The 19,970-nt window shown below is 74.2% G+C and carries 15 protein-coding genes; 11 read left to right on the top strand and 4 right to left on the bottom strand.

All coding sequences use genetic code 11. The features are described 5' to 3' along the window. The first annotated feature begins 66 nt into the window (after nt 1-66). Entirely contained in the window at nt 67-1,704 is a 1,638-nt protein-coding gene (locus AB0I16_RS15130) for an MFS transporter (RefSeq protein ID WP_363249820.1), read from the top strand. Nucleotides 1,705-1,814: 110 nt separating this feature from the next. Next, complete coding sequence (locus AB0I16_RS15125; protein WP_363249819.1) at nt 1,815-3,011, top strand: acyl-CoA dehydrogenase family protein; 1,197 nt, start codon at nt 1,815-1,817, stop codon at nt 3,009-3,011. A gap of 42 nt (nt 3,012-3,053) precedes the next feature. On the opposite strand, the gene AB0I16_RS15120 is transcribed toward AB0I16_RS15125, so the two are convergent. Continuing rightward, nucleotides 3,054-3,503, bottom strand: coding sequence for a cell division protein SepF (locus AB0I16_RS15120; RefSeq protein WP_062772071.1), 450 nt, complete (start codon nt 3,501-3,503; stop codon nt 3,054-3,056). 298 nt (nt 3,504-3,801) lie between these two features. Here AB0I16_RS15120 and AB0I16_RS15115 point away from each other — a divergent pair, with 298 nt between their 5' ends. From AB0I16_RS15115 to AB0I16_RS15100, 4 genes are all read left to right on the top strand, one after another. Beyond that, on the top strand, nt 3,802-5,118 hold the full coding sequence (locus AB0I16_RS15115; RefSeq protein ID WP_363249818.1) for a DUF5685 family protein: 1,317 nt from the start codon (nt 3,802-3,804) through the stop codon (nt 5,116-5,118). 851 nt (nt 5,119-5,969) lie between these two features. Continuing rightward, a complete protein-coding gene (locus AB0I16_RS15110) occupies nt 5,970-6,866 on the top strand; it encodes a S1 family peptidase (protein ID WP_363249817.1) in 897 nt (298 codons plus the stop codon). Between the two features lie 161 nt (nt 6,867-7,027). Continuing rightward, nucleotides 7,028-7,876: a slipin family protein gene (locus tag AB0I16_RS15105; RefSeq protein ID WP_363249816.1), complete on the top strand. Its 849-nt coding sequence runs from the start codon at nt 7,028-7,030 to the stop codon at nt 7,874-7,876. 278 nt (nt 7,877-8,154) lie between these two features. Next, complete coding sequence (locus AB0I16_RS15100) at nt 8,155-9,237, top strand: S1 family peptidase (RefSeq protein WP_363249815.1); 1,083 nt, start codon at nt 8,155-8,157, stop codon at nt 9,235-9,237. 82 nt (nt 9,238-9,319) lie between these two features. Here AB0I16_RS15100 and AB0I16_RS15095 read toward each other — a convergent pair whose 3' ends face one another. Continuing rightward, entirely contained in the window at nt 9,320-10,363 is a 1,044-nt protein-coding gene (locus AB0I16_RS15095; RefSeq protein ID WP_363249814.1) for a DUF3533 domain-containing protein, read from the bottom strand. A 175-nt stretch (nt 10,364-10,538) separates the two neighbouring features. Here AB0I16_RS15095 and AB0I16_RS15090 point away from each other — a divergent pair, with 175 nt between their 5' ends. The 5 genes from AB0I16_RS15090 to AB0I16_RS15070 all read left to right on the top strand — a co-directional run bounded on the left by AB0I16_RS15090 (nt 10,539) and on the right by AB0I16_RS15070 (nt 18,132). Further along, nucleotides 10,539-14,027: a DNA polymerase III subunit alpha gene (locus AB0I16_RS15090; protein WP_363249813.1), complete on the top strand. Its 3,489-nt coding sequence runs from the start codon at nt 10,539-10,541 to the stop codon at nt 14,025-14,027. After that, nucleotides 14,024-15,037: a hypothetical protein gene (locus tag AB0I16_RS15085; RefSeq protein ID WP_363249812.1), complete on the top strand. Its 1,014-nt coding sequence runs from the start codon at nt 14,024-14,026 to the stop codon at nt 15,035-15,037. Before AB0I16_RS15090 ends, AB0I16_RS15085 begins: the two co-directional genes overlap by 4 nt. A 41-nt stretch (nt 15,038-15,078) precedes the next feature. Then, on the top strand, nt 15,079-16,290 hold the full coding sequence (locus AB0I16_RS15080) for a sensor histidine kinase (RefSeq protein WP_363249811.1): 1,212 nt from the start codon (nt 15,079-15,081) through the stop codon (nt 16,288-16,290). Beyond that, the gene (locus AB0I16_RS15075; RefSeq protein ID WP_363249810.1) at nt 16,287-16,970 is read left to right on the top strand and encodes a response regulator transcription factor; all 684 of its coding nucleotides are present in this window, start codon (nt 16,287-16,289) and stop codon (nt 16,968-16,970) included. The genes AB0I16_RS15080 and AB0I16_RS15075 overlap by 4 nt, the downstream gene beginning before the upstream one ends. A gap of 76 nt (nt 16,971-17,046) precedes the next feature. Further along, nucleotides 17,047-18,132, top strand: coding sequence for an alpha/beta hydrolase family protein (locus AB0I16_RS15070; RefSeq protein ID WP_363249809.1), 1,086 nt, complete (start codon nt 17,047-17,049; stop codon nt 18,130-18,132). On the opposite strand, the gene AB0I16_RS15065 is transcribed toward AB0I16_RS15070, so the two are convergent. Both AB0I16_RS15065 and AB0I16_RS15060 read right to left on the bottom strand, forming a co-directional pair. Beyond that, the gene (locus AB0I16_RS15065) at nt 18,129-18,944 is read right to left on the bottom strand and encodes an ABC transporter permease (RefSeq protein WP_363249808.1); all 816 of its coding nucleotides are present in this window, start codon (nt 18,942-18,944) and stop codon (nt 18,129-18,131) included. The two genes, AB0I16_RS15070 and AB0I16_RS15065, sit on opposite strands and share 4 nt — an antisense overlap. After that, nucleotides 18,941-19,852: an ATP-binding cassette domain-containing protein gene (locus AB0I16_RS15060; protein WP_363249807.1), complete on the bottom strand. Its 912-nt coding sequence runs from the start codon at nt 19,850-19,852 to the stop codon at nt 18,941-18,943. The genes AB0I16_RS15065 and AB0I16_RS15060 overlap by 4 nt, the downstream gene beginning before the upstream one ends. Nucleotides 19,853-19,970: the final 118 nt, after the last annotated feature.

The raw sequence follows: 19,970 nt of genomic DNA, 5'->3' as shown, positions 1-19,970 counted from the left end.
CCGCAGGAGCTGGGTTTTTCCCGTCCCGCAGGCCGCCGATGCGAGGGACCACTGGGAGGTACGCACATGTCCGGGACGACCACGGCCGCAGCACCGCAGGGCCGTCGGGGATCCGGGGCCCGTGCCGGGGCCAATCGCTGGGTCGTGCTCTTCGTCCTCTGCGTCAGCCTGCTGCTCGTCGCCGTCGACGCCACCGTGCTGCACGTCGCCGTGCCCGCGGTCACCGAGGACCTGCGGCCCGGCGGGATGGAGCTGCTCTGGATCGTCGACGTCTATCCGCTCGTCTGCGCCTCGCTGCTCATCCTCTTCGGCACGCTCGGCGACCGCGTCGGCCGCAGACGCGTGCTCCTGCTCGGCTACGCGCTCTTCGGCGTCGCCTCGGCCGTCGCGGCCCTCGCGGACAACGCCCAGGTCCTGATCGCGGCCAGGGCGCTGCTCGGCGTCGGCGGCGCGATGATCATGCCAGCGACGCTGTCGATCCTGCGCCAGGTCTTCCCCGACCGGCGCGAGCGCGCCGTCGCCATCGGCGTCTGGAGCGCGGTGGCCGCGGTCGGCGCGGCCGCAGGACCGCTGCTCGGCGGGTTCCTCCTCGAACACTTCTGGTGGGGCTCGGTCTTCCTCATCAACATTCCGCTGATGCTGGTCAGCCTGCCCGTCGGCCGCTGGCTCCTGCCGGAGTCGAAGGGCGGCGACGACGGCCCGTGGGACGTGGCGGGCGCCCTGATGGCCGCGGGCGGCCTCTTCGGCGTCGTCTACGGGGTCAAGCGCCTCGGCGGCGGGGACGCGCCGCTGGGTCCGGCGACCCTGGCCGCGCTGGCCGTGGGCGCCGCCCTCCTCGCCGGGTTCGTGCGCAGGCAGCGGCGGCGCGCACGCCCGCTGGTCGATCTGTCGATGTTCGCGCGGCCCGCGTTCAGCACCTCGGTCGGCTGCATCGTGCTCGCCATGCTCGCCCTGGTCGGCCTCGAACTGATCGCCGCGCAGTACCTCCAGCTCGTCCTCGGCCTCTCCCCGCTGGAGACCGGGCTGCGGCTGCTGCCCCTCACCCTCGCCGCGATGGCCGCGGGCCTCGCCGGATCGAAGCTCCTGCACCGCTTCGGGCCGCGCGTCATGGTGTGCTCCGGCTTCTGCCTCACCGCGCTCGCCGTCCTCGTGCTCACCGGCATGGGCGGCGCCGCCAACGACGCGCTGCTGCTCACCGGCTTCGTGCTGCTCGGCCTCGGCCTGGAGACCACGCTCTTCGGCGCGTACGAGTCGATGCTGAGCGAGGCGCCGCCGTCCCAGGCGGGCGGGGCCGCGGCCATCGGCGAGACCTCCTACCAGCTCGGCGCGGGCATCGGTATCGCCCTGCTCGGCAGCGTCATGAACGCGGCGTACGCGCCGGGGCTCTCCTCCGTGCGGGGCGTCCCCGCGGCGGACAGCGCCGCCGCGGGGAACTCGCTCGGCGAGGCGTACGAGATCGCCGCGCGGCTCGGCGGGGCGCCGGGCGAGGCCCTGCGCTCGGCCGCGCGGGAGTCCTTCGTGCACGGGCTGCACGTGACGCTGGTCGTCAGTGCGGGGCTGCTGCTGCTCGGCGCGCTGGCCGCGTTGCGCCTGCCGCGCGGCATGGACTGCACGGGCGGTGGCTCCGCCTCCCCCTCCGGCGATCCGGGGGTGCCCGCGCCCCGGGAGCCCTCCCGGGTCGGGGCCGACTCCTCCGCGCGGTGAGCGGTGAGGGTGCCGGGGGCCGAGCGCTCTGGACGTGCGGCACACTGCGTCGTAACGTCGGCGCGAGTCGTATAACTACCGCTGCTAGTTTTGTGTCGCCGGAGGCCCGCATGTCCGCAAGCGCCCGCACCCCGCTGCCGCCCTTCGACCCCGCCGACCCGCTCGGCATCGACGACCTGCTCGACCCGGAGGACCTGGCGATCCGCGACACCGTCCGCTCCTGGGCGGCCGACCGGGTCCTGCCGCACATCGCCGGCTGGTACGAGAAGGGCGAGCTGCCCGGCATCCGCGAGCTGGCCCGCGAACTCGGCTCCCTCGGGGCGCTCGGCATGTCCCTGGAGGGTTACGGCTGCGCGGGCGCGACCTCCGTGCAGTACGGTCTCGCCTGCCTGGAGCTGGAGGCCGCCGACTCCGGCATCCGCTCCCTGGTCTCCGTGCAGGGCTCCCTCGCGATGTACGCCGTCCACCGCTTCGGCTCCGAGGAGCAGAAGCGGCGGTGGCTGCCGGGGATGGCCGCGGGCGAGATCATCGGCTGCTTCGGCCTGACCGAGCCCGACCACGGCTCCGACCCGGCGTCCATGCGTACCTACGCGAAGAAGGACGGCACCGACTGGGTGCTCAGCGGCCGGAAGATGTGGATCACGAACGGGTCGGTGGCGGGCGTCGCCGTCGTCTGGGCGCAGACCGACGACGGGATCAGGGGCTTCGTCGTACCGACCGACACCCCCGGCTTCTCGGCGCCGGAGATCAAGCGCAAGTGGTCGCTGCGTGCCAGCGTCACCAGTGAGCTGGTGATGGACGAGGTGCGGCTGCCCGCCGACGCGGTCCTGCCGGAGGCCGTCGGCCTGAAGGGCCCGCTGAGCTGTCTCTCCCACGCGCGCTACGGCATCGTCTGGGGAGCGATGGGCGCGGCCCGCTCGTCCTTCGACGCGGCCGTGGAGTACGCGAGGACCCGCGAGCAGTTCGGCCGGCCCATCGGCGGCTTCCAGCTCACCCAGGCCAAGCTCGCCGACATGGCGGTCGAGCTGCACAAGGGCATTCTGCTGGCGCACCACCTCGGGCGCCGCCTCGACGCGGGCAGGCTCCGTCCCGAGCAGGTCAGCTTCGGCAAGCTCAACAACGTACGGGAGGCAATCGAGATCTGCCGGACGTCCAGGACGATCCTGGGCGCCAACGGGATCTCCCTGGAGTACCCCGTCATGCGGCACGCGACCAACCTCGAATCGGTGCTCACCTATGAGGGCACCGTCGAGATGCATCAACTCGTTCTGGGCAAGGCGCTCACCGGTCTTGACGCCTTCCGGTGACCCCTTCCGGGGCCGGACGGGTCCGGTGAGCGGCCTCGCCCCCTAGCTCTGGTTGAAGAATCCGTCCGAGGGGCGACTCGACGCCTCGCCGTTGACGATGTGCGTGTCGGCGGGGGTCAGCAGGAAGACCCGCGTCGCCACGCGCTCGATCGAACCGCGCAGTCCGTAGGTGAGACCGGCCGCGAAATCGACCACGCGCTTGGCGTCGGTGGGGTCCATGGACGTGAGGTTCATGATCACCGGGACGCCGTCCCGGAACATCTCACCGATGCCGCGGGCGTCCCGGAAGCTGTTCGGGGTCACCGTCCCGATGCGGCGCTCCTGCTCCTGCGCCTTCTCGCTCGCCACCCGCACGCGCGGGTCGGTCACCCAGGCCTCCGGCTGGTCGGGCCCCTCGGCCCGGTCGTCTTCGTAGCCGTCGTCGTAGTAACGCTCGTCGTTGTTGTCGTCAACGAGGCCAAGCCAAGCACTCGCCTTGCGCACCGATCCCATGGACGCCTCCTCTCGCAGCGGTTTCCCTGCTTTCCGCGTTCCTATCGTCGTCCATGATGCGGATGCTGCGCCAAGTGGATAGTCGCCGCGCGGGGTTTTCGTGACGGTACTGGTGCAGAGTCAACACGCCGACGCACGTGGTACTCCAAGGGTCACGCTGTGTACGGCTGCTGACAGTGAGTGAAATATGATTTCTCCCGGCGTACGGGTGACGGGGGGTGCGTCCGGGTGAACGCCCCCTCGTTACGATGCCCCGAAATCGTCTGATCATCAGCTCGGGCCACTCGGGGGAGTCGTTTTGTTCGGAATCGTCAGGCCCTGCGGCCATCGCCTCGGGGACGGGCTCAAGACGCAGTGGACGGCCCACCTCTGCGGGCTCTGCCTCGCGCTCCGCGCCGACCACGGGCAGTTCGCCCGGGTCGTCACCAACTACGACGGCCTGATCATCTCCGTCCTGACGGAGGCTCAGGCCGAGCGCGGGGAGGGCGGGCGGCGCACCGCGGGGCCCTGTCCGCTGCGCGGGATGCGGACGGCGTCCGTGGCGCGGGGCGAGGGCGCGCGGCTCGCCGCCGCCGTCTCACTGGTGCTCGCGTCGGCGAAGGTCCGCGACCACGTCGTCGACGGGGACGGGATGCTCGCCCGCCGGCCGGTGGCCGCCGCCGCCCGGCGCGTGGCAAGGAGCTGGGACAGGGCGGGCGCGCGGACCGGGGCCGACGTGGGGTTCGACACGGCCGTCCTGCTCGACGCCGTCGAACGGCAGGCCGGGATCGAGGCCCTGGCGGGCCCCGGCACGTCGCTCCTCGCGGTGACCGAGCCGACCGAGACGGCCACCGCGGCGGCCTTCGCGCACACCGCCCTGCTCGCCGGGCGGCCCGGCAACGTGGAGCCGCTCGCCGAGGCGGGACGGCTCTTCGGCCGCCTCGCGCACCTGCTCGACGCCGTGGAGGACAAGGAGGCGGACGCCGCGGCGGGCGCGTGGAACCCGCTGACCGCGACCGGCACGTCCCTCGCGGAGGCGCGGCGGCTCGCCGACGACGCGCTGCACGGCATCCGCCTCGCGCTGCGCGACGCCGAATTCACCGACGGCAAGCTCGCCCACGTCCTCCTCGCCCACGAGCTGCGCCGCTCGGTCGACCGCGCCTTCGGCACGGAGTCCTGCGGCCACACCCACCAGGTGACGGCACATCAGCAGGGCGCCTTCGGCCCCCCGGCCGGCGGCCCCTACGGTCCGCCGCCGGCCGGGGGGCCGCACGGCGGCCAGAATCCGTACGGGGGCGGCGCCCCGTACGAGGGCGGCCATCCGTACGGGGGCGGTGGGAACCCGTACGGCGGTGACGTGCCCGGTGGCCCCGGTGGCCCCGGTGGCTCTGGTGGCTCCGGTGGCGGCGGGCACTGGTTCGGGCCGCAGCCGCCCGAGCCGCCCAAGCCGGGCAAGCGGGGCTTCTGGGCCGGGTGCGCCGTGGCCGTCGGACTCTGCTGCACCTGCAAGATGTGCTGCGCCGACACCTACGAGGGCCCGTGGTCCCGCAAGAAGCGCGAGGGCTGCTGCAACAAGTGCGACTGCGGTGACTGCGGCTGCTGCGAGTGCTGCGGCTGCTGCGACTGCGGCCTCTGACCTCCGCGCCCACGGCCCGCACGGGCGCGCCGCGTTATCCGGATGGTTCAATTCCGGACATTCCCGGGGCGTGGCGCGTGAACGGTGACTCCGTCGTCGTGAGCGCCACCGCCGGGCACGGGCCCGGCCTCGGCGGCGGGCCCCTGACCGGCGCGGTTCGGCCGAGCGCCGGTCACGGGACCTTCGCCGCCGACGGCGTGGCACACGGCGGGCGCCGCCTCGCCGCCGGCCGCCGCGAAGGGCCCCGGGCGGTGTGCGACACCGGTCCTGACTCCGCCGCGCGCCACGCCCCGCGCCCCGCCCCCGGCGGCGGCGGGGCGCGGCACCCCGCACGGCGAGGAGCGCACCGCCGTGGCCGGTGACGCCGACGGCGGGGGCGGGGCCCGGGGGCGACGGTGAGTCCGTTCCCCGGCTCGGGGGCACCGGCCACGCGCCGCAGGTGGGCATGGTGGACGGCGGCTCGCTCCCGGCCGCCGTCGCGGACACCGCGGGCGGCACGTCCGGTCACCGTTCCCCGCTTCCGGCGGGCTGCCGTGCCGCGGCCCCCGCGGGCGCGCCCGCGTCGGCCCCGACCGGTCGCCGCCGCTGCCGCGCGCCCCGCCGGGCACGCCGTCCGACCCCTGCCGCGGCCCGGCGGCACCCCTACGGGAGCGGCCCGTACACCCGGCCGGCACACTCCGGGGCGACGGCCGAAAGGCGCCCTTGTGCGGCCGGACACCGCCCACCAATACTCCCGAGCAGCGCTTGCCAGGAGCACGGCGTACGTGTGCACCCCGAGCCCCGCTCCTCGGCTGCGCCTCACGGGCCCTCAACCCACAAGGGCCCACTGACTTCCCTCGGGAGGAACAAACGTGAGGATCAAGCGCACCACCTCCGGCATAGCGAGACACACCCGTCTGCTCGCCGTGGCCACCGGCCTCGTCGCCGCGGGAGCCCTCGCCGTACCCGCGGCCAGCGCCCACGACGGCACGACGACCTTCAGCGCCTCACAGCTGGAGCAGGCGAGCGACGCGGTGCTCGACGCCGACGTCGCGGGCACCGCCTGGGGCGTCGACCCGAAGACCAAGCAGGTCGTCGTCACCGCCGACAGCACCGTCTCCAAGGCCGAGATCGCCGCGCTCAAGGCGGCCGCCGGGAGCAACGCGGACGCCCTGAAGATCGAGCGCACCCCGGGCAAGTTCCAGAAGTACATCTCCGGTGGTGACGCCATCTACTCAAGCACCGGGCGCTGCTCGCTCGGGTTCAACGTGCGCAACGGCAGCACCTACTACTTCCTGACCGCAGGCCACTGCACCGACGGCGCGAGCACCTGGTGGTCCAACTCGGCGCGGACCACCGTGCTGGGCACGACGTCCGGGTCCAGCTTCCCGACGAACGACTACGGCATCGTCAGGTACACCAACACCTCGGTGACCAAGTCGGGCACCGTGGGCAGCCAGGACATCACGAGCGCGGCCGACCCCACCGTCGGGCAGAACGTCACCCGCCGCGGGTCCACGACCGGCACGCACAGCGGCCGGGTCACCGCGCTCAACCAGACCGTCAACTACGGCGGCGGCGACGTCGTCTACGGCCTGATCAGGACCACGGTCTGCGCCGAGCCCGGCGACAGCGGCGGCCCGCTGTACTCCGGTTCGACGGCCCTCGGTCTGACCTCAGGCGGCAGCGGCAACTGCTCCTCCGGCGGCACGACCTTCTTCCAGCCGGTCACCGAGGCGCTGCGCGCGTACAACGTCAGCGTCTACTGATCCGGCGGGGCCCGAGGGCCACGCACCGCACGTGAGGCAGCAGTCGGCAGCACGACGAGCCCCCGCCCGGCTTTCCGGGCGGGGGCTCGCTCTCTCCCGGGGGGCGAGCTACCTTCGAAGGGGACGCCCAACACGCCCAATTCGGACCCTGGGGGGCCGGCATGGTCGAGGAGCTGGTGGCGGCGGGAGTGGCCGCCGGGTCGGTCGGAGCGGTCTACGTGATGGCGGCGGCCCGCGTCGTCAAGCAGTACGAGCGGGGCGTGGTCCTGCGGCTCGGAAAGCTCCAGAGCGCGGTGCGCGGCCCGGGGTTCACCATGGTCGTGCCGTTCGTGGACCGGCTCCGCAAGGTCAACATGCAGATCGTGACGATGCCGGTCCCCGCGCAGGACGGCATCACGCGCGACAACGTCACGGTCCGCGTGGACGCGGTCATCTACTTCAGGGTGATCGACGCCGCCGAGGCGGTCGTGCAGGTGGAGGACTACCGTTTCGCCGTCTCGCAGATGGCGCAGACCTCGCTTCGGTCGATCATCGGCAAGAGCGACCTGGACGATCTGCTCTCCAACCGCGAACAGCTCAACCAGGGCCTGGAGCTGATGATCGACAGCCCGGCGGTCGGCTGGGGCGTGCAGATCGACCGCGTGGAGATCAAGGACGTCTCCCTGCCCGAGACGATGAAGCGCTCCATGGCTCGCCAGGCCGAGGCCGACCGTGAGCGGCGGGCCCGCGTCATCAACGCCGACGCCGAGCTGCAGGCGTCCAAGAAGCTCGCCGAGGCCGCCCACGAGATGGCGGAGGAGCCGGCCGCGCTCCAACTCCGGCTGCTGCAGACCGTCGTGGCCGTCGCCGCGGAGAAGAACTCCACCCTCGTCCTGCCCTTCCCCGTGGAACTGCTCCGCTTCCTGGAGCGGGCCCAGCAGGCCCTGCCGCAGCCGCCGGATTCCGGGACGGGACGTGCGGAAGCCGGAGAGCCGGACCGCTCCGGGGGAGCGAGAACCGGACAGGACTAGTCCTCACAGGGGGGTACCGCTTCCCATCGCACGGTGTTCGCAACCGGAACCGACGTGGTGCGATGGAGGCGTCCACTGGTACGGGGGCGCACGGCAGTTGCGGCGTGCGCGTCCTGAAGTCGACCTTGTGTGCGACCGGAAAGCGTCGGGATAGTGGGCGTGGCCAAGTTGGCATGGACGCGGCTTTCTCAGCGTGACGGTTCCATGCCGCGTACGCCCTGCGATCCGTCAGGCCCCCACGCCGGGCGGGTCGTTCCCCCCACAGGAGGTCGTGAGTTTTGAAGCACCGACGCATACCCAAGCGGCGTGTAGCCGTGGCAGGCGCGGGCATCGCCGCGCTGGTCGCCGCGGGAGTCACCTTCCAGACCGCGAACGCGAGCGAGAGCACGGCGGACCCCACTCCGGACGTCCTCTCGGTCGCGAAGGCCGCGAAGCTGGCCTCGGCCCTCGACAAGGACCTCGGCGCGGACGCCGCGGGCACCTACTACGACGCCGAGGCGAAGACCCTGGTCGTCAACGTGCTGGACGGCAAGGCGGCGAAGGCCGTCGAGTCGGCCGGCGGCAAGGCCAGAATCGTCGAGAACTCCCTCGCCGAGCTGAAGAGCGCCCGCGCGACGCTCGACGCCGAGGCGGCCGTCCCCGGCACCTCATGGGTGACGGACCCGACGGCCAACAAGGTGGTCGTCACGGCCGACCGCACGGTCGAGGGCGCCGAGCTCGACAAGGTCGGCGCGATCGTGGCGAAGCTCGGCGGCAAGGCCGAGCTGAAGCGCAGCAAGGGCGAGTACAAGGCCTTCATCGCCGGTGGCGACGCGATCTGGGGGGGCGGCTCGCGCTGCTCGCTCGGCTTCAACGTGGTCAAGGGCGGCGAGCCGTACTTCCTGACGGCCGGTCACTGCGGCAACGCGGTGCAGAGCTGGTCCGACTCGCAGGGCGGCCAGGAGATCGGTGCCACGCAGGAGTCGAGCTTCCCGGGCAACGACTACGCCCTGGTGAAGTACACGGCCGACGTCCCGCACCCCAGCGAGGTGAACCTCTACGACGGCGGCACCCAGGCGATCAGCAAGGCCGGGGACGCCACGGTCGGGCAGAAGGTGACGCGCAGCGGCAGCACCACCCAGGTCCACGACGGTGAGGTCACCGCGCTCGACGCCACGGTGAACTACCAGGAGGGGCAGGTCGACGGCCTGATCCAGACCACGGTCTGCGCCGAGCCCGGTGACAGCGGCGGCGCGCTCTTCGCCGGCGACACCGCGCTGGGTCTCACCTCCGGCGGCAGCGGCGACTGCGGCAGCGGCGGCGAGACGTTCTTCCAGCCGGTGCCCGAGGCGCTCGGCGCCTACGGGGCGGAGATCGGCTGAGGCGGTCTCTTCGCACGAGTGACGCGGTGAAGGGGCGCCGGTCCGCTGTCGCGGGCCGGCGCTCCGCCGTGCGCGGCGCGGCTCAGGCGACGCTCCTGCCGTAACCGGTGCCGCTGAGGTCGATCGAGCCGGACCGCGTGGTGCGGCGGGCGGACAGGGCGAGGGTGACGACGGTGCCCACGAGCGCCCAGCCCGCGAGGACGAGCAGCGGCCAGGTGATCGCGTTGCCCTCGAAGTACGCGATGGAGCGGGCGGTCCAGGTGCCCGCGCCCGGCGGCAGCCAGGGCCCGATCGCCTTCCAGAAGGGCGGCAGCATCGGCAGCGGGAAGGCGCCGCCCGCGCTGGGGTTGCCCCCGATGACGATGAGCAGGACGGCCAGGCCGATGCCCATGATGCCGGTGAGCGCCTGGAGGGCGAGCGTGATCGCGCCCACCCCGAAGATCACCAGGGCGCCGAGCCCCCACAGGCCGGGGACGCTGCCGGGCAGCGCGCCGAGGACGGGCCCGATGATGACCGCGCCGCCGAGTCCGCCGATGACCGAGTAGAGCGCCATGGTGCCGAGCCTGATCACCGCGCGCGGCACGTTGGCGGCCCGGGAGCCCGCGCTGATCGCCAGGATCGACGCGCACAGGTAGCCGCCGACGCACCAGCCGACGACGAGGTAGAAGGACGAGAGCCCGTTGAAGTCCTGGCCCGACGCCGGGGCCACGTCGACGGTCCTCACCGTGCGCTTCTGGTCCGCGTCGGCCTCGGTGACGAGCGTGGTCAGGGTCCTGGACAGGGCGGTGCCCGCGCCGGAGGCGACCAGGAGGGTGTCGTTGGTGCCGCGCGGGTCGACGACCAGGGCGCCGTCGAGCTCCCGGCTCATGATCTTGTGCCGGGCCGTGGCCTCGTCCTTGACGGGGCGCGGGTCGAGCGGCTCGCCGGGCAGCTCGCGCAGCTTGCCCGCCGTCTGCTCGGCCGCCTTTCCCGGCGCGACCACTCCGAAATCCACGTCCTTGGGCCGCGGGTCGTGCAGGGCCCCCACGTAGGAGGCGATGAACAGGAGCTGCAGGGCGAGTACGCCGATGACGAGCAGGGCTGCTCGCGGGGTGACGGCGCTCTTGAACTCATCGGCGAACCTCATGGCCCCCACGCTCCGGGCCCGAGGGCGTCCTCGCAGGTGGGATGGGCCGAACGGACCACACGGGCGGTGCCGGAAGGGGGGCCTCGCACGTGTGTCGCACACGCGTTCGAAACTTGGTCTATGGTGGAGGCGGGGGTTACGGGATCGGTTCAGTTCAGGGTTGCAGGAGGTGCGTGTGCCCGGGTTCACGCATCTGCACACCGTCTCCGGGTTCTCCCTGAGGTACGGCGCCTCGCACCCGGAGCGGCTCGCCGAGCGCGCCGCCGAGCGGGGCATGGACGCCCTCGCGCTCACCGACAGGGACAGCGTCGCGGGCGCCGTCCGGTTCGCCAAGTCCTGCGCGAAAGCCGGGGTCAGGCCGCTGTTCGGGGCCGAGCTCGCGGTGAGCGGGCCCCCGTCGGGCGAGCCCGTGGCCGTCAGGGGCGAGCGGCGGCGGACCCCCGTGCGCGGAGGCGCCTTCATCGACGAGTCGGCCCCCCGCGTGACCTTCCTCGCCCGCGACGGCGCCACCGGCTGGGCCGCGCTCTGCCGCCTGGTCACCGAGGCCCACCGCGCCCCGGAGGGACAGCCCGTCCTGCCGTGGGAGGAGAACCGCGGCGAGGGCCTGACCGTGCTGCTCGGCCCCGCGTCCGACGTGGGACGCGCGCTCGCCGCGGGCCGCCCCGACCGCGCCGCCCGGCTCCTCGCGCCCTGGCGCGAGCGGTACGGCGACGCGCTGCGCCTGGAGTCCGTCTGGCACGGCCGGGAGGGCACGGGCCCCGGATCGCTCCGCCTCGCCGCCCGCACCCTCGGCTTCGCCGCCGAGCAGGGCGTACGCCCCGTCCTGAGCAACGCCGTGCGCTACGCCGACCCCGGTCAGGGCCCCGTCGCCGACGTCCTGGACGCCGCGCGCCGCCTCGTCCCCGTCGACCCGGCCAAGGAGCTGGACGGCGGGGAGCGGTGGCTGAAGGACGCCGGCGCCATGCTGGGCGTCGCCGAGCGGGTCGTCGAGGCCGCGGGGTTCCGCCGCGACACCGCCCACCGCCTGCTCGAACAGACCCGGGCGACCGCCGCGGAGTGCGTGGTCGACCCCGAGGACGACATCGGCATCGGCTCCGTGCACTTCCCCGAGCCCCACCTGGTCGGCGCCGGGCGCCGCACCGCGCAGCGCGTCCTCGCCTCGCGGGCCGCGGCGGGCATGGTGCTGCGCGGCTACGCCTCCCGGCGCGCGTACTGGGAGCGGATGCACGAAGAGCTCGACGTCATCGCCCACCACGGCTTCGCCTCCTACTTCCTCACCGTGGCCCAGGTGGTCGACGACGTGCGCGGCCTCGGCATCCGGGTCGCGGCGCGCGGCTCGGGCGCCGGGTCCCTCGTGAACCACCTCATCGGCATCGCGCACGCCGACCCCGTCGAGCACGGGCTGCTCATGGAGCGGTTCCTGTCCACGCGGCGCCCCGTCCTGCCGGACATCGACATCGACGTCGAGTCGGCCCGCCGCATCGAGGTCTACCGCGCGATCATCGACCGCTTCGGCACCGACCGGGTCGCGACGGTCGCCATGCCCGAGACCTACCGGGTGCGGCACGCCGTACGCGACGTGGGCGCCGCCCTGTCCATGGACCCGGCCGACATCGACCGGATCGCCAAGGCCTTCCCGCACATCCGCGCGCGCGACGCCCGCGCCGCCCTGGCCGAGCTGCCCGAGCTGCGGGAACTGGCCGCCGAGAGGGGCGGCGACGAGCGCTTCTGGGACCTGGTGGAGGCCCTCGACGGGCTGCCGCGCGGCGTCGCCATGCACCCGTGCGGGGTGCTGCTCTCCGACGCCTCGCTGCTCGCGCGCACGCCCACCGTGCCCACCAGCGGCGAGGGCCTGCCCATGGCGCAGTTCGACAAGGACGACGTCGAGGACCTCGGCCTGCTCAAGCTGGACGTGCTCGGCGTGCGGATGCAGTCGGCGATGGCGCACGCCGTGGCGGAGGTCGAGCGCGCCACGGGCGTCCCGGTCGACCTCGACGACCCGCGCCAGGTGCCGCCGGACGACCCGGCGACGTACCGGCTCATCCAGTCCACCGAGACGCTCGGCTGCTTCCAGATCGAGTCGCCCGGCCAGCGCGACCTGGTCGGGCGGCTCCAGCCGGCGACCTTCCACGACCTCGTGGTGGACATCTCCCTCTTCCGGCCAGGGCCGGTCGCGGCCGACATGGTGCGCCCCTTCATCGAGGCGAGGCACGGCCGCGCCCCCGCCCGCTACCCGCACCCCGACCTGGTGGAGCCGCTGGCGGAGACCTACGGCGTCGTCGTCTTCCACGAGCAGGTCATCCAGATCGTCGACATCATGACCGGCTGCGGGCGCGGCGAGGCCGACCGGGTGCGGCGCGGGCTCTCCGACCCGGAGTCGCAGGGACGGATCAGGACCTGGTACGCGCAGCACGCGGCGGCCAAGGGCTACGACGCCGAGACGATCGAGCGGACCTGGGGGATCGTCGAGGCCTTCGGCTCGTACGGCTTCTGCAAGGCGCACGCCGTGGCCTTCGCCGTGCCCACCTACCAGTCGGCGTGGCTGAAGGCCCACCACCCGGCCGCCTTCTACGCCGGTCTGCTCACCCACGACCCCGGGATGTACCCGAAGCGGCTGCTGCTCGCCGACGCGCGGCGGCGCGGGGTGCCGATCCTGCCGCTCGACGTGAACCGGTCGGCGGTCGCTCACCGTATCGAACTGGTGTCCGATGGGGCGTCGGGGTCCCGGCCGACGTGGGGGCTCCGGCTCGCCCTCTCCGACGTGCACGGCATCAGCGAGGCCGAGGCGGAGCGCGTCGCGGAGGGGCAGCCCTACGCCTCGCTCGTCGACTTCTGGGAGCGGGCCAGGCCCTCCAAGCCGGTCGCCCAGCGGCTCGCCCAGGTCGGCGCGCTCGACGCGTTCGGCGCCAACCGCCGTGACCTGCAACTGCACCTGGCGGAACTGCGGCGCGGCACCCGGGGGACCGCCGGGGGACAGCTCCCGCTGGCCGGCGGGCGCGGCACCGCGCCGGCGGGACTGCCCGACCTCGACGAGGCGGAACGGCTCAGCGCCGAACTCGGCGTCCTCGGCATGGACTCCTCGCGCCACCTCATGGGCGACCACCGCGACTTCCTCGCCGAGCTGGGCGTCCTCAGCGCCCGGCGGCTCCGCGAGGCGGAGGACGGGACGACCATCCTGGTCGCGGGCGCCAAGGCGGCCACGCAGACCCCGCCGCTCCGCTCCGGCAAGCGCGTCATCTTCACGACCCTGGACGACGGCACCGGCCTGGTCGACCTGGCCTTCTTCGAGGACGCGCACGAACGGTGCGCGCACACCGTCTTCCACTCCTGGCTGCTCCTGGTCCGCGGCGTCGTGCAGCGCCGCGGCCCGCGCAGCTTCAGCGTGGTGGGCGCGGCGGCGTGGAACCTGGCGGAACTGGTGGAGCTGCGGAGGGAGGGCGGCCTTGAGGCGGTGGCGCGACGCCTCGCGGAACCCGGGCCCGAACCCGAGCCCGAGCCGGAACCGGTCTCCGGGCAGGGGCCCGCCCCCGCGCCCACCGCGCGGCGCATCGAGATGCCCACCGGGTTCCGGATGAACCCCTGGGCGGACCTCCGCCCGCCGGGCGAGGGCCCCGCGGGCGTCAGCAGGAAGTTGTGGCACCAGAGTCCGGGGAGCGCGGGATGAACGAGGAGAGCAGAGGGCGGGCCGAGGGCGGGACGCTCTACGTGCGGTTCCTGCTGACACCCATGTACGAGGCCGCGCTGCCCCACCTGCTGGCCCTGCTCGGCGAGTTCACCCCGCAGGTGGAGGCGCTGCCGCCCGACGCCGCGCTGGTGGACCTGCGCGGCGCGCGGCGGTACTTCGGGCGGAGCCCCGTCGACCTCGCCGCGCTGATCCGCGTACGCGCGCTCGCGCTGTACGGGGTCGAGTGCGCGATCGGCGCCGGGCCAGGGCCCATGCTCGCCCGGATGGCCGCGCGCGGCGCCGCCCCCGGCGTGACCCGGGCGGTGCCCGAAGGCCCCGACGGTATACGGGAGTTCCTCGCCGACCGGCCGGTCGCCGAGCTGCCCGGCATCGGCCGCGCCACCGCCCGCACCCTCTGCGAGTACGGCCTCGACTCCCTCGGGAAGGTCGGCGCCGCGCCGCTGTCCACCCTGCAGCGGCTCGTCGGCGCCCGCGCGGGCCGTGAGCTGCGCGAGAAGGCGCGGGGCATCGACCGCGGCACGGTCGTGCCCAACGCCGCCGCCCGCTCGGTCGCCGTGGAACGGCCTTTCCCCCGCGATGAGCTGGACCCCTTCCGGCACCGCCGCGCCCTGCTCTCCGGCGCCGAGGAACTGGGCGCGAGGATGCGCGGCGAGGACCAGGTGTGCCGCACGCTGACCCTCACCGTGCGGTACGCGGACCGCACCGGCCATGCGACCATCACCCGCACCAGGACCCTGTCCGAGCCGACCGCCCACTCCACCGCGCTGACCGCGGCCGCGTACCGCATGTACGAGGCGCTCGGCCTCCAGCGGGCCAGGGTGCGCGCCCTGTCCCTGCGCGCCGAGGGCCTCGCGCCCGCCGAACACGCCGCCCACCAGCTGACGTTCGACCCGGCGGACGAGAAGGCCCGCCGCATCGAGGAGGTCGCCGACCGCGCACGGGCGAAGTTCGGCCCCGGCGCGATCGTGCCGGGAACACTGGCGGCCTAGGCTGTGTCGTCCCCCTCCCGTCTTCCCCTACCGTGCACGGTGTGACGGTTCTCGACCAGCTGACGGGCGGGCTCCGGCAGTTGCCGGCCCCGGTGGCCGACCTGTCCGCCGCCGCCGCGGTGGGGGTGCTCGCCGGGGCCGACGCGGCGGTGAACGACGCCGGGCACCGGCAGGCCGACCAGGTCACCTGGCTGCTGCTCGCCCTCTCGCTCGTCGCACTGGTGTGGCGCAGGCGGTGGCCGCTGCCGGTGGCCGGGGTGACGGGAGCGGCATGTGCCGGCTGGGCGCTGTACGGGCACATCGGGGAGCTGCTCAACCTGCCGGTGATGCTCGCCCTGTACACGGTCGCGGTCCTCGGCGACCGGCGCCGCACGGTGTGCGCCGGGGTGGCCGCCGCACTCGTGTCGGGGGCGGTGGCGCTGCGGGTGGGACCCGCCGTCAACCCGCAGGGGCTGCTGTTCCTGGAGGTGCTCTGGCCGCTCGTTCCGCTGCTCCTGGGCGAGGCCGTGCGGATGCGGAGGCAGTTGCTCCGCGCCTACGCGGCGCGGGCGGCGCGGGCCGAGGAGGACCGGGAGAGGGAGGCGGCGCGCCGGGTGCGCGAGGAGCGGGTGCGGATGGCGCGTGAGCTGCACGACATCGTGGCGCACACGGTCACGGCGATGACCGTGCAGGCCGGGGTGGCCCTCGACGCCTTCGACGTACGGCCGGAGGTGTCCCGGCGGGCGATGCGGCAGGTGCGGGAGTCGGGCAAGGAGGCGGTGCGGGAGCTGCGGACCGCCGTGACGGTACTGCGCGACGGCGAGGGGGGAGCGGTGGGACCGGTGCCGGGGCCGGGGCCGGGCAGTATCGACGACCTGGTCTCCCGGTTCGCGGAGAGCGGCCCGCACGTCACGCTCCGGGGGGAGGGAGCGGCGGCGTCCGGCGACGGGATGCCCGCCGCGGCCGGACTGGCGGCGTACCGCATCGTCCAGGAGGCGCTGACCAACGCCGTCAGACACGCGAACGCCCGGCAGGTGACGGTGACCCTGGTGCGAGAAGAGGGGCAGCTCGTCGTGGAGGTCGTGGACGACGGCCCCCCGGCCGAGGAGCGCGGAAGGCACGCGGCCGCGGGCGGCGGCATGGGGCTCATCGGGATGCGTGAGCGCGCGCAGGCGCTCGGGGGCAGCCTCGACCACGGCCCCGTCCCCGGGGGCGGCTTCCGGGTCCGGGCGCTGCTGCCGGCCGATGACGACGACTCCGGGAGGCGCGGATGACCGTGCGCGTCGTGCTCGCCGACGACCAGACCGTCGTACGCGCGGGCTTCCGCGCGCTGCTCGACCTCACCGACGACCTCGTGGTCGTCGGTGAGGCGGCCGAGGGCGGACAGGCGGTCGAGACGGTGCGTACGACCCGTCCCGACGTCGTCCTGATGGACATCCGCATGCCGGGCGCCGACGGCATCGAGGCCACTCGGCGCATCGCCGCCGAGCGCGGTCTCGACGGCGTACGGGTGGTCATGCTCACCACGTATCCGGACGACGCCTACGTCTTCGAGGCGCTGCGGCACGGTGCCGCCGGCTTCCTCCTCAAGGACATCGAACCGGACGAGCTGCGCGCGGCGATCCGCACGGTCGCCGCGGGGCGGAGCCTGCTGGCTCCCGCCGTCACCCGCGCGGTGGTCGAGGAGTTCGCCCGCCTCAAGGCGCCGGAAGCGGCGGCCGCCGCGCTCCTGGCCCCCCTCACGGACCGGGAGCGCGAGGTCGTGGCCCTGGTCGCGGCCGGGCTCTCCAACGGCGAGATCGGCGGAGCGCTGGTCATGAGCCCCTTGACCGCCAAGACGCATGTCAGCCGCGCGATGACCAAGCTGGGCGTACGGGACAGGGCGCAACTGGTGGTCCTCGCCTACGAGACGGGACTGGTCAGGCCGGGCGGCGGCCGGCACGGGCGCGGGTGAGCTACTCCCCCGGGAGTAGCCCGCGCCTCCCCGCGGCGGATGTGCGCCCCGGTGAGTGTTCCGTAGCGTCACGGACGTGATCGAGACCATGGATACCGGCCGCCGGGGCGAAGGCGCGCGGCTTCGACTGCTCGGCCTGTTCACCGTCCTCACCCTGCTCGGCTGCTCGGTCGGCACGGCCACAGGGCAGCCGCGAGAACCCGTGCCGCGCGTGCCGCGGGTCGTGTCCCAGAAGGAGGTGGGACCGCGCCTGACCGACCTCACCCTCTCCTCCCCGGCGCTGGGACGCCGGGCCGAGGTCAGACTGCTGACCCCGGACGGATGGCGCGAACGAGGCCCCCGCGACCGTTGGCCCGTGCTCTACCTCTTCGTCGGCGGCGACGGCAACCACCGCGCCTGGACCGAGGACTACGGCGCACGGCTCGCGGACGTGCGGAGCCTCCGCGACGTCCTGGTGGTCATGCCGGAGATGCCGCTCTTCGGCTTCTACACCGACTGGTACAACCGGGGTGAAGGGGGGCCGCCCGCCGTGGAGACCTTCCACCTCGACGAAGTGCGGCCCCTGCTGGAGCGCGACTTCGGCGCGGGGACGCGCCGCGTGGCGGCGGGGGAGTCCCAGGGCGGGTTCGGGGCCGTCTCGTACGCGGCCCGGCGGCCGGGCACGTTCCGCGCCGTCGCGAGCTACAGCGGCTTCGTACGGCCGCTCCAGCACCCGCACGCCGTCAAGGCCGCCATGACCTACCTCGGCCTCGACTGGAAGGCACTCTGGGGTGATCCGGTCGCCCAGCGCGCCAACTGGCTGCGCCACGACCCCTACCACCTGGCCGCGCGCCTGCGCGGTCTGCCGGTCCATCTGGCCGGTGGCGACGGGCGGGCCGGGCCGCTCGATCCGCCCGGCACCGGGCCCGACCCGGAGATCCCCGGCCTGGAGGATCCGTCGGACCCGTTCCCGCCGGATGCCATCTCGCCCACGGAGACCCTCATGCAGCGGGAGTCCCGCACTCTCGCCGACCGGCTCCGCGCCGCCGGGGCCACCGTGACCACCCACTTCTACACCGGGACCCACGCGCCCCCGTACTGGGCACGGGAGTTCCACCGCTCCCTGCCGGTCCTGCTGCCCGCGCTCGGAGTGCCGGCCGCGGGCCCTGAACGACCGGCCTAGAGGTCCCCGCGGCGTACCACCGTCAGCGCCACCACCACCGCCACCAGCGGCCACGCGGCGAGGACCGTCCACGCCTCGGCCAGAGTCACCGGGTACCTCTCCGGGGCGACGGGCACCGCGGGGTTCTCCACCAGGCGGCCCCACGCGGCGAGCGGCATCGCGTTGCCCGTCTCCTTGACCCAGCGGTACGTCTCGCCGCCGAAGAGCGCGGGGAGCAGCAGGAGCACGCCGACCGCCGAGGCCACGGCACCCGCCGCGTGCCGCACCACCGCGCCGAGCGCCAGACCGACCAGCGCGCACACCGGCGCGAGCAACGCGGAGCCGACCACGGCCCGCAGCGCCCCCGCGTCCCCGAGCGAGAGACCGCCGTCGTCCCGCAGCAGCGCCTGCGTCACGCCGAACGACGCCCCCGCGACGGCCGCGCCGAGCGCGAAGAGCACCGTGGCGAGCACGGCCGCCTTCGCCGCGATCACCGCGCGCCGGTCCGGCACGGCCGTGAACGTCGTACGGATCAGACCGCTGCCGTACTCCCCGACGACACAGAGCGCGCCCACCGTCGCCGCGAGGACCATGAACAGCTGCCAGGCCGGTTCCACGAACGCGCTGTGCAGCGGATCGAACCGGAAGAACCGGTCGGCCTCGGCGACCGGGCCGGGCCGCGCGCCGTCGAGCCGCCGCGCGTTGCTCCAGGCGGAGTTCGCGTTGACGCCGACCACGGCGAGGGCACCGCCGCCGAGCACCCAGTACGTCGAGCGCAGCGACCAGAGTTTGATCCACTCGGCGGCCAGCAGATCCCGGAAGCGCGCACTCATCGCGGCCCTCCCGAGAAGTGGTCCACGCGGTCGGCGGTCAGTTCCCTGAACGCCCGCTCAAGGGCCCGGGCGCCGGGGGCGAGTTCATGGAGCGGGACCCGGTGGGCGCACGCCAGCTCGCCGATCCGCGACGCCGGCAGTCCGGCGACCACGAGCACCCCGTCGCCGCCCGCCCGCACCGAGCCGCCCTCGGCGGCCAGGACGGCGGTGAGCCCGGCGGCGTCCGGCGTCCGCACGGTCACCTCGGGCCCGGCGGCCCTGGCCGCGAACCGCGCCACGCTCTCCGCCGCGACCAGCTCCCCCCTGCCGATCACGACCAGTTGCTCGGCGGTCTGCTCCATCTCGTCCACCTGATGGCTGGAGACGAGGACGGTACGGCCCTCGTCCGCGAGGCGCCGCAGGAGTCCGCGCGCCCACGACACCCCCTCGGGGTCGAGCCCGTTGAGCGGTTCGTCGAAGAGGAGCACCGGGGGATCGCCGAGCAGCGCCGCGGCGATGCCGAGCCGCTGCCGCATCCCGAGCGAGTAGCCGCCGACGCGCCGCCGCGCCACCTCGGCGAGCCCCACATCGCCGAGGACCTCGTCCACTCTGCGGCGCGGAATCCCGTTGCTCCTGGCCAGCGCGGCCAGATGGGCGAGGGCGCTGCGCCCGCCGTGCGCGTCGCCCGCGTCGAGCACCGCGCCGACGTGCCGGAGGCCGCGCGGATGGCCGCGGAACGGCCGGCCGTCGACCGTGGCGCTCCCCGAGGTGGGTGCCACCAGGCCGAGGAGCATCCGCAGCGTGGTGGTCTTGCCCGCGCCGTTCGGGCCGAGGAAACCGGTCACCCGTCCCGGCCGCACCGAGAAGCTCAGCGCGCGCACGGCGGTGGTGTGGCCGTAGCGTTTGGTCAGTTCATCGACTTCGATCACGCGGTCCACGCTCCTCCGCGCCGGGCGGCCCCCGCATCGGCCCGTCGGCCACAGCCGCGGGCGGGGGGTCGGCCCGTGGGCGTACGTCTCCCGGCCCATGTCAGGGCAGGTGGCGCGC

The sequence above is a fragment of the Streptomyces sp. NPDC050703 genome (assembly GCF_040654435.1).
Classification (GTDB): Bacteria; Actinomycetota; Actinomycetes; order Streptomycetales; family Streptomycetaceae; genus Streptomyces.
This window is presented reverse-complemented; position numbering and strand designations above follow the sequence as displayed.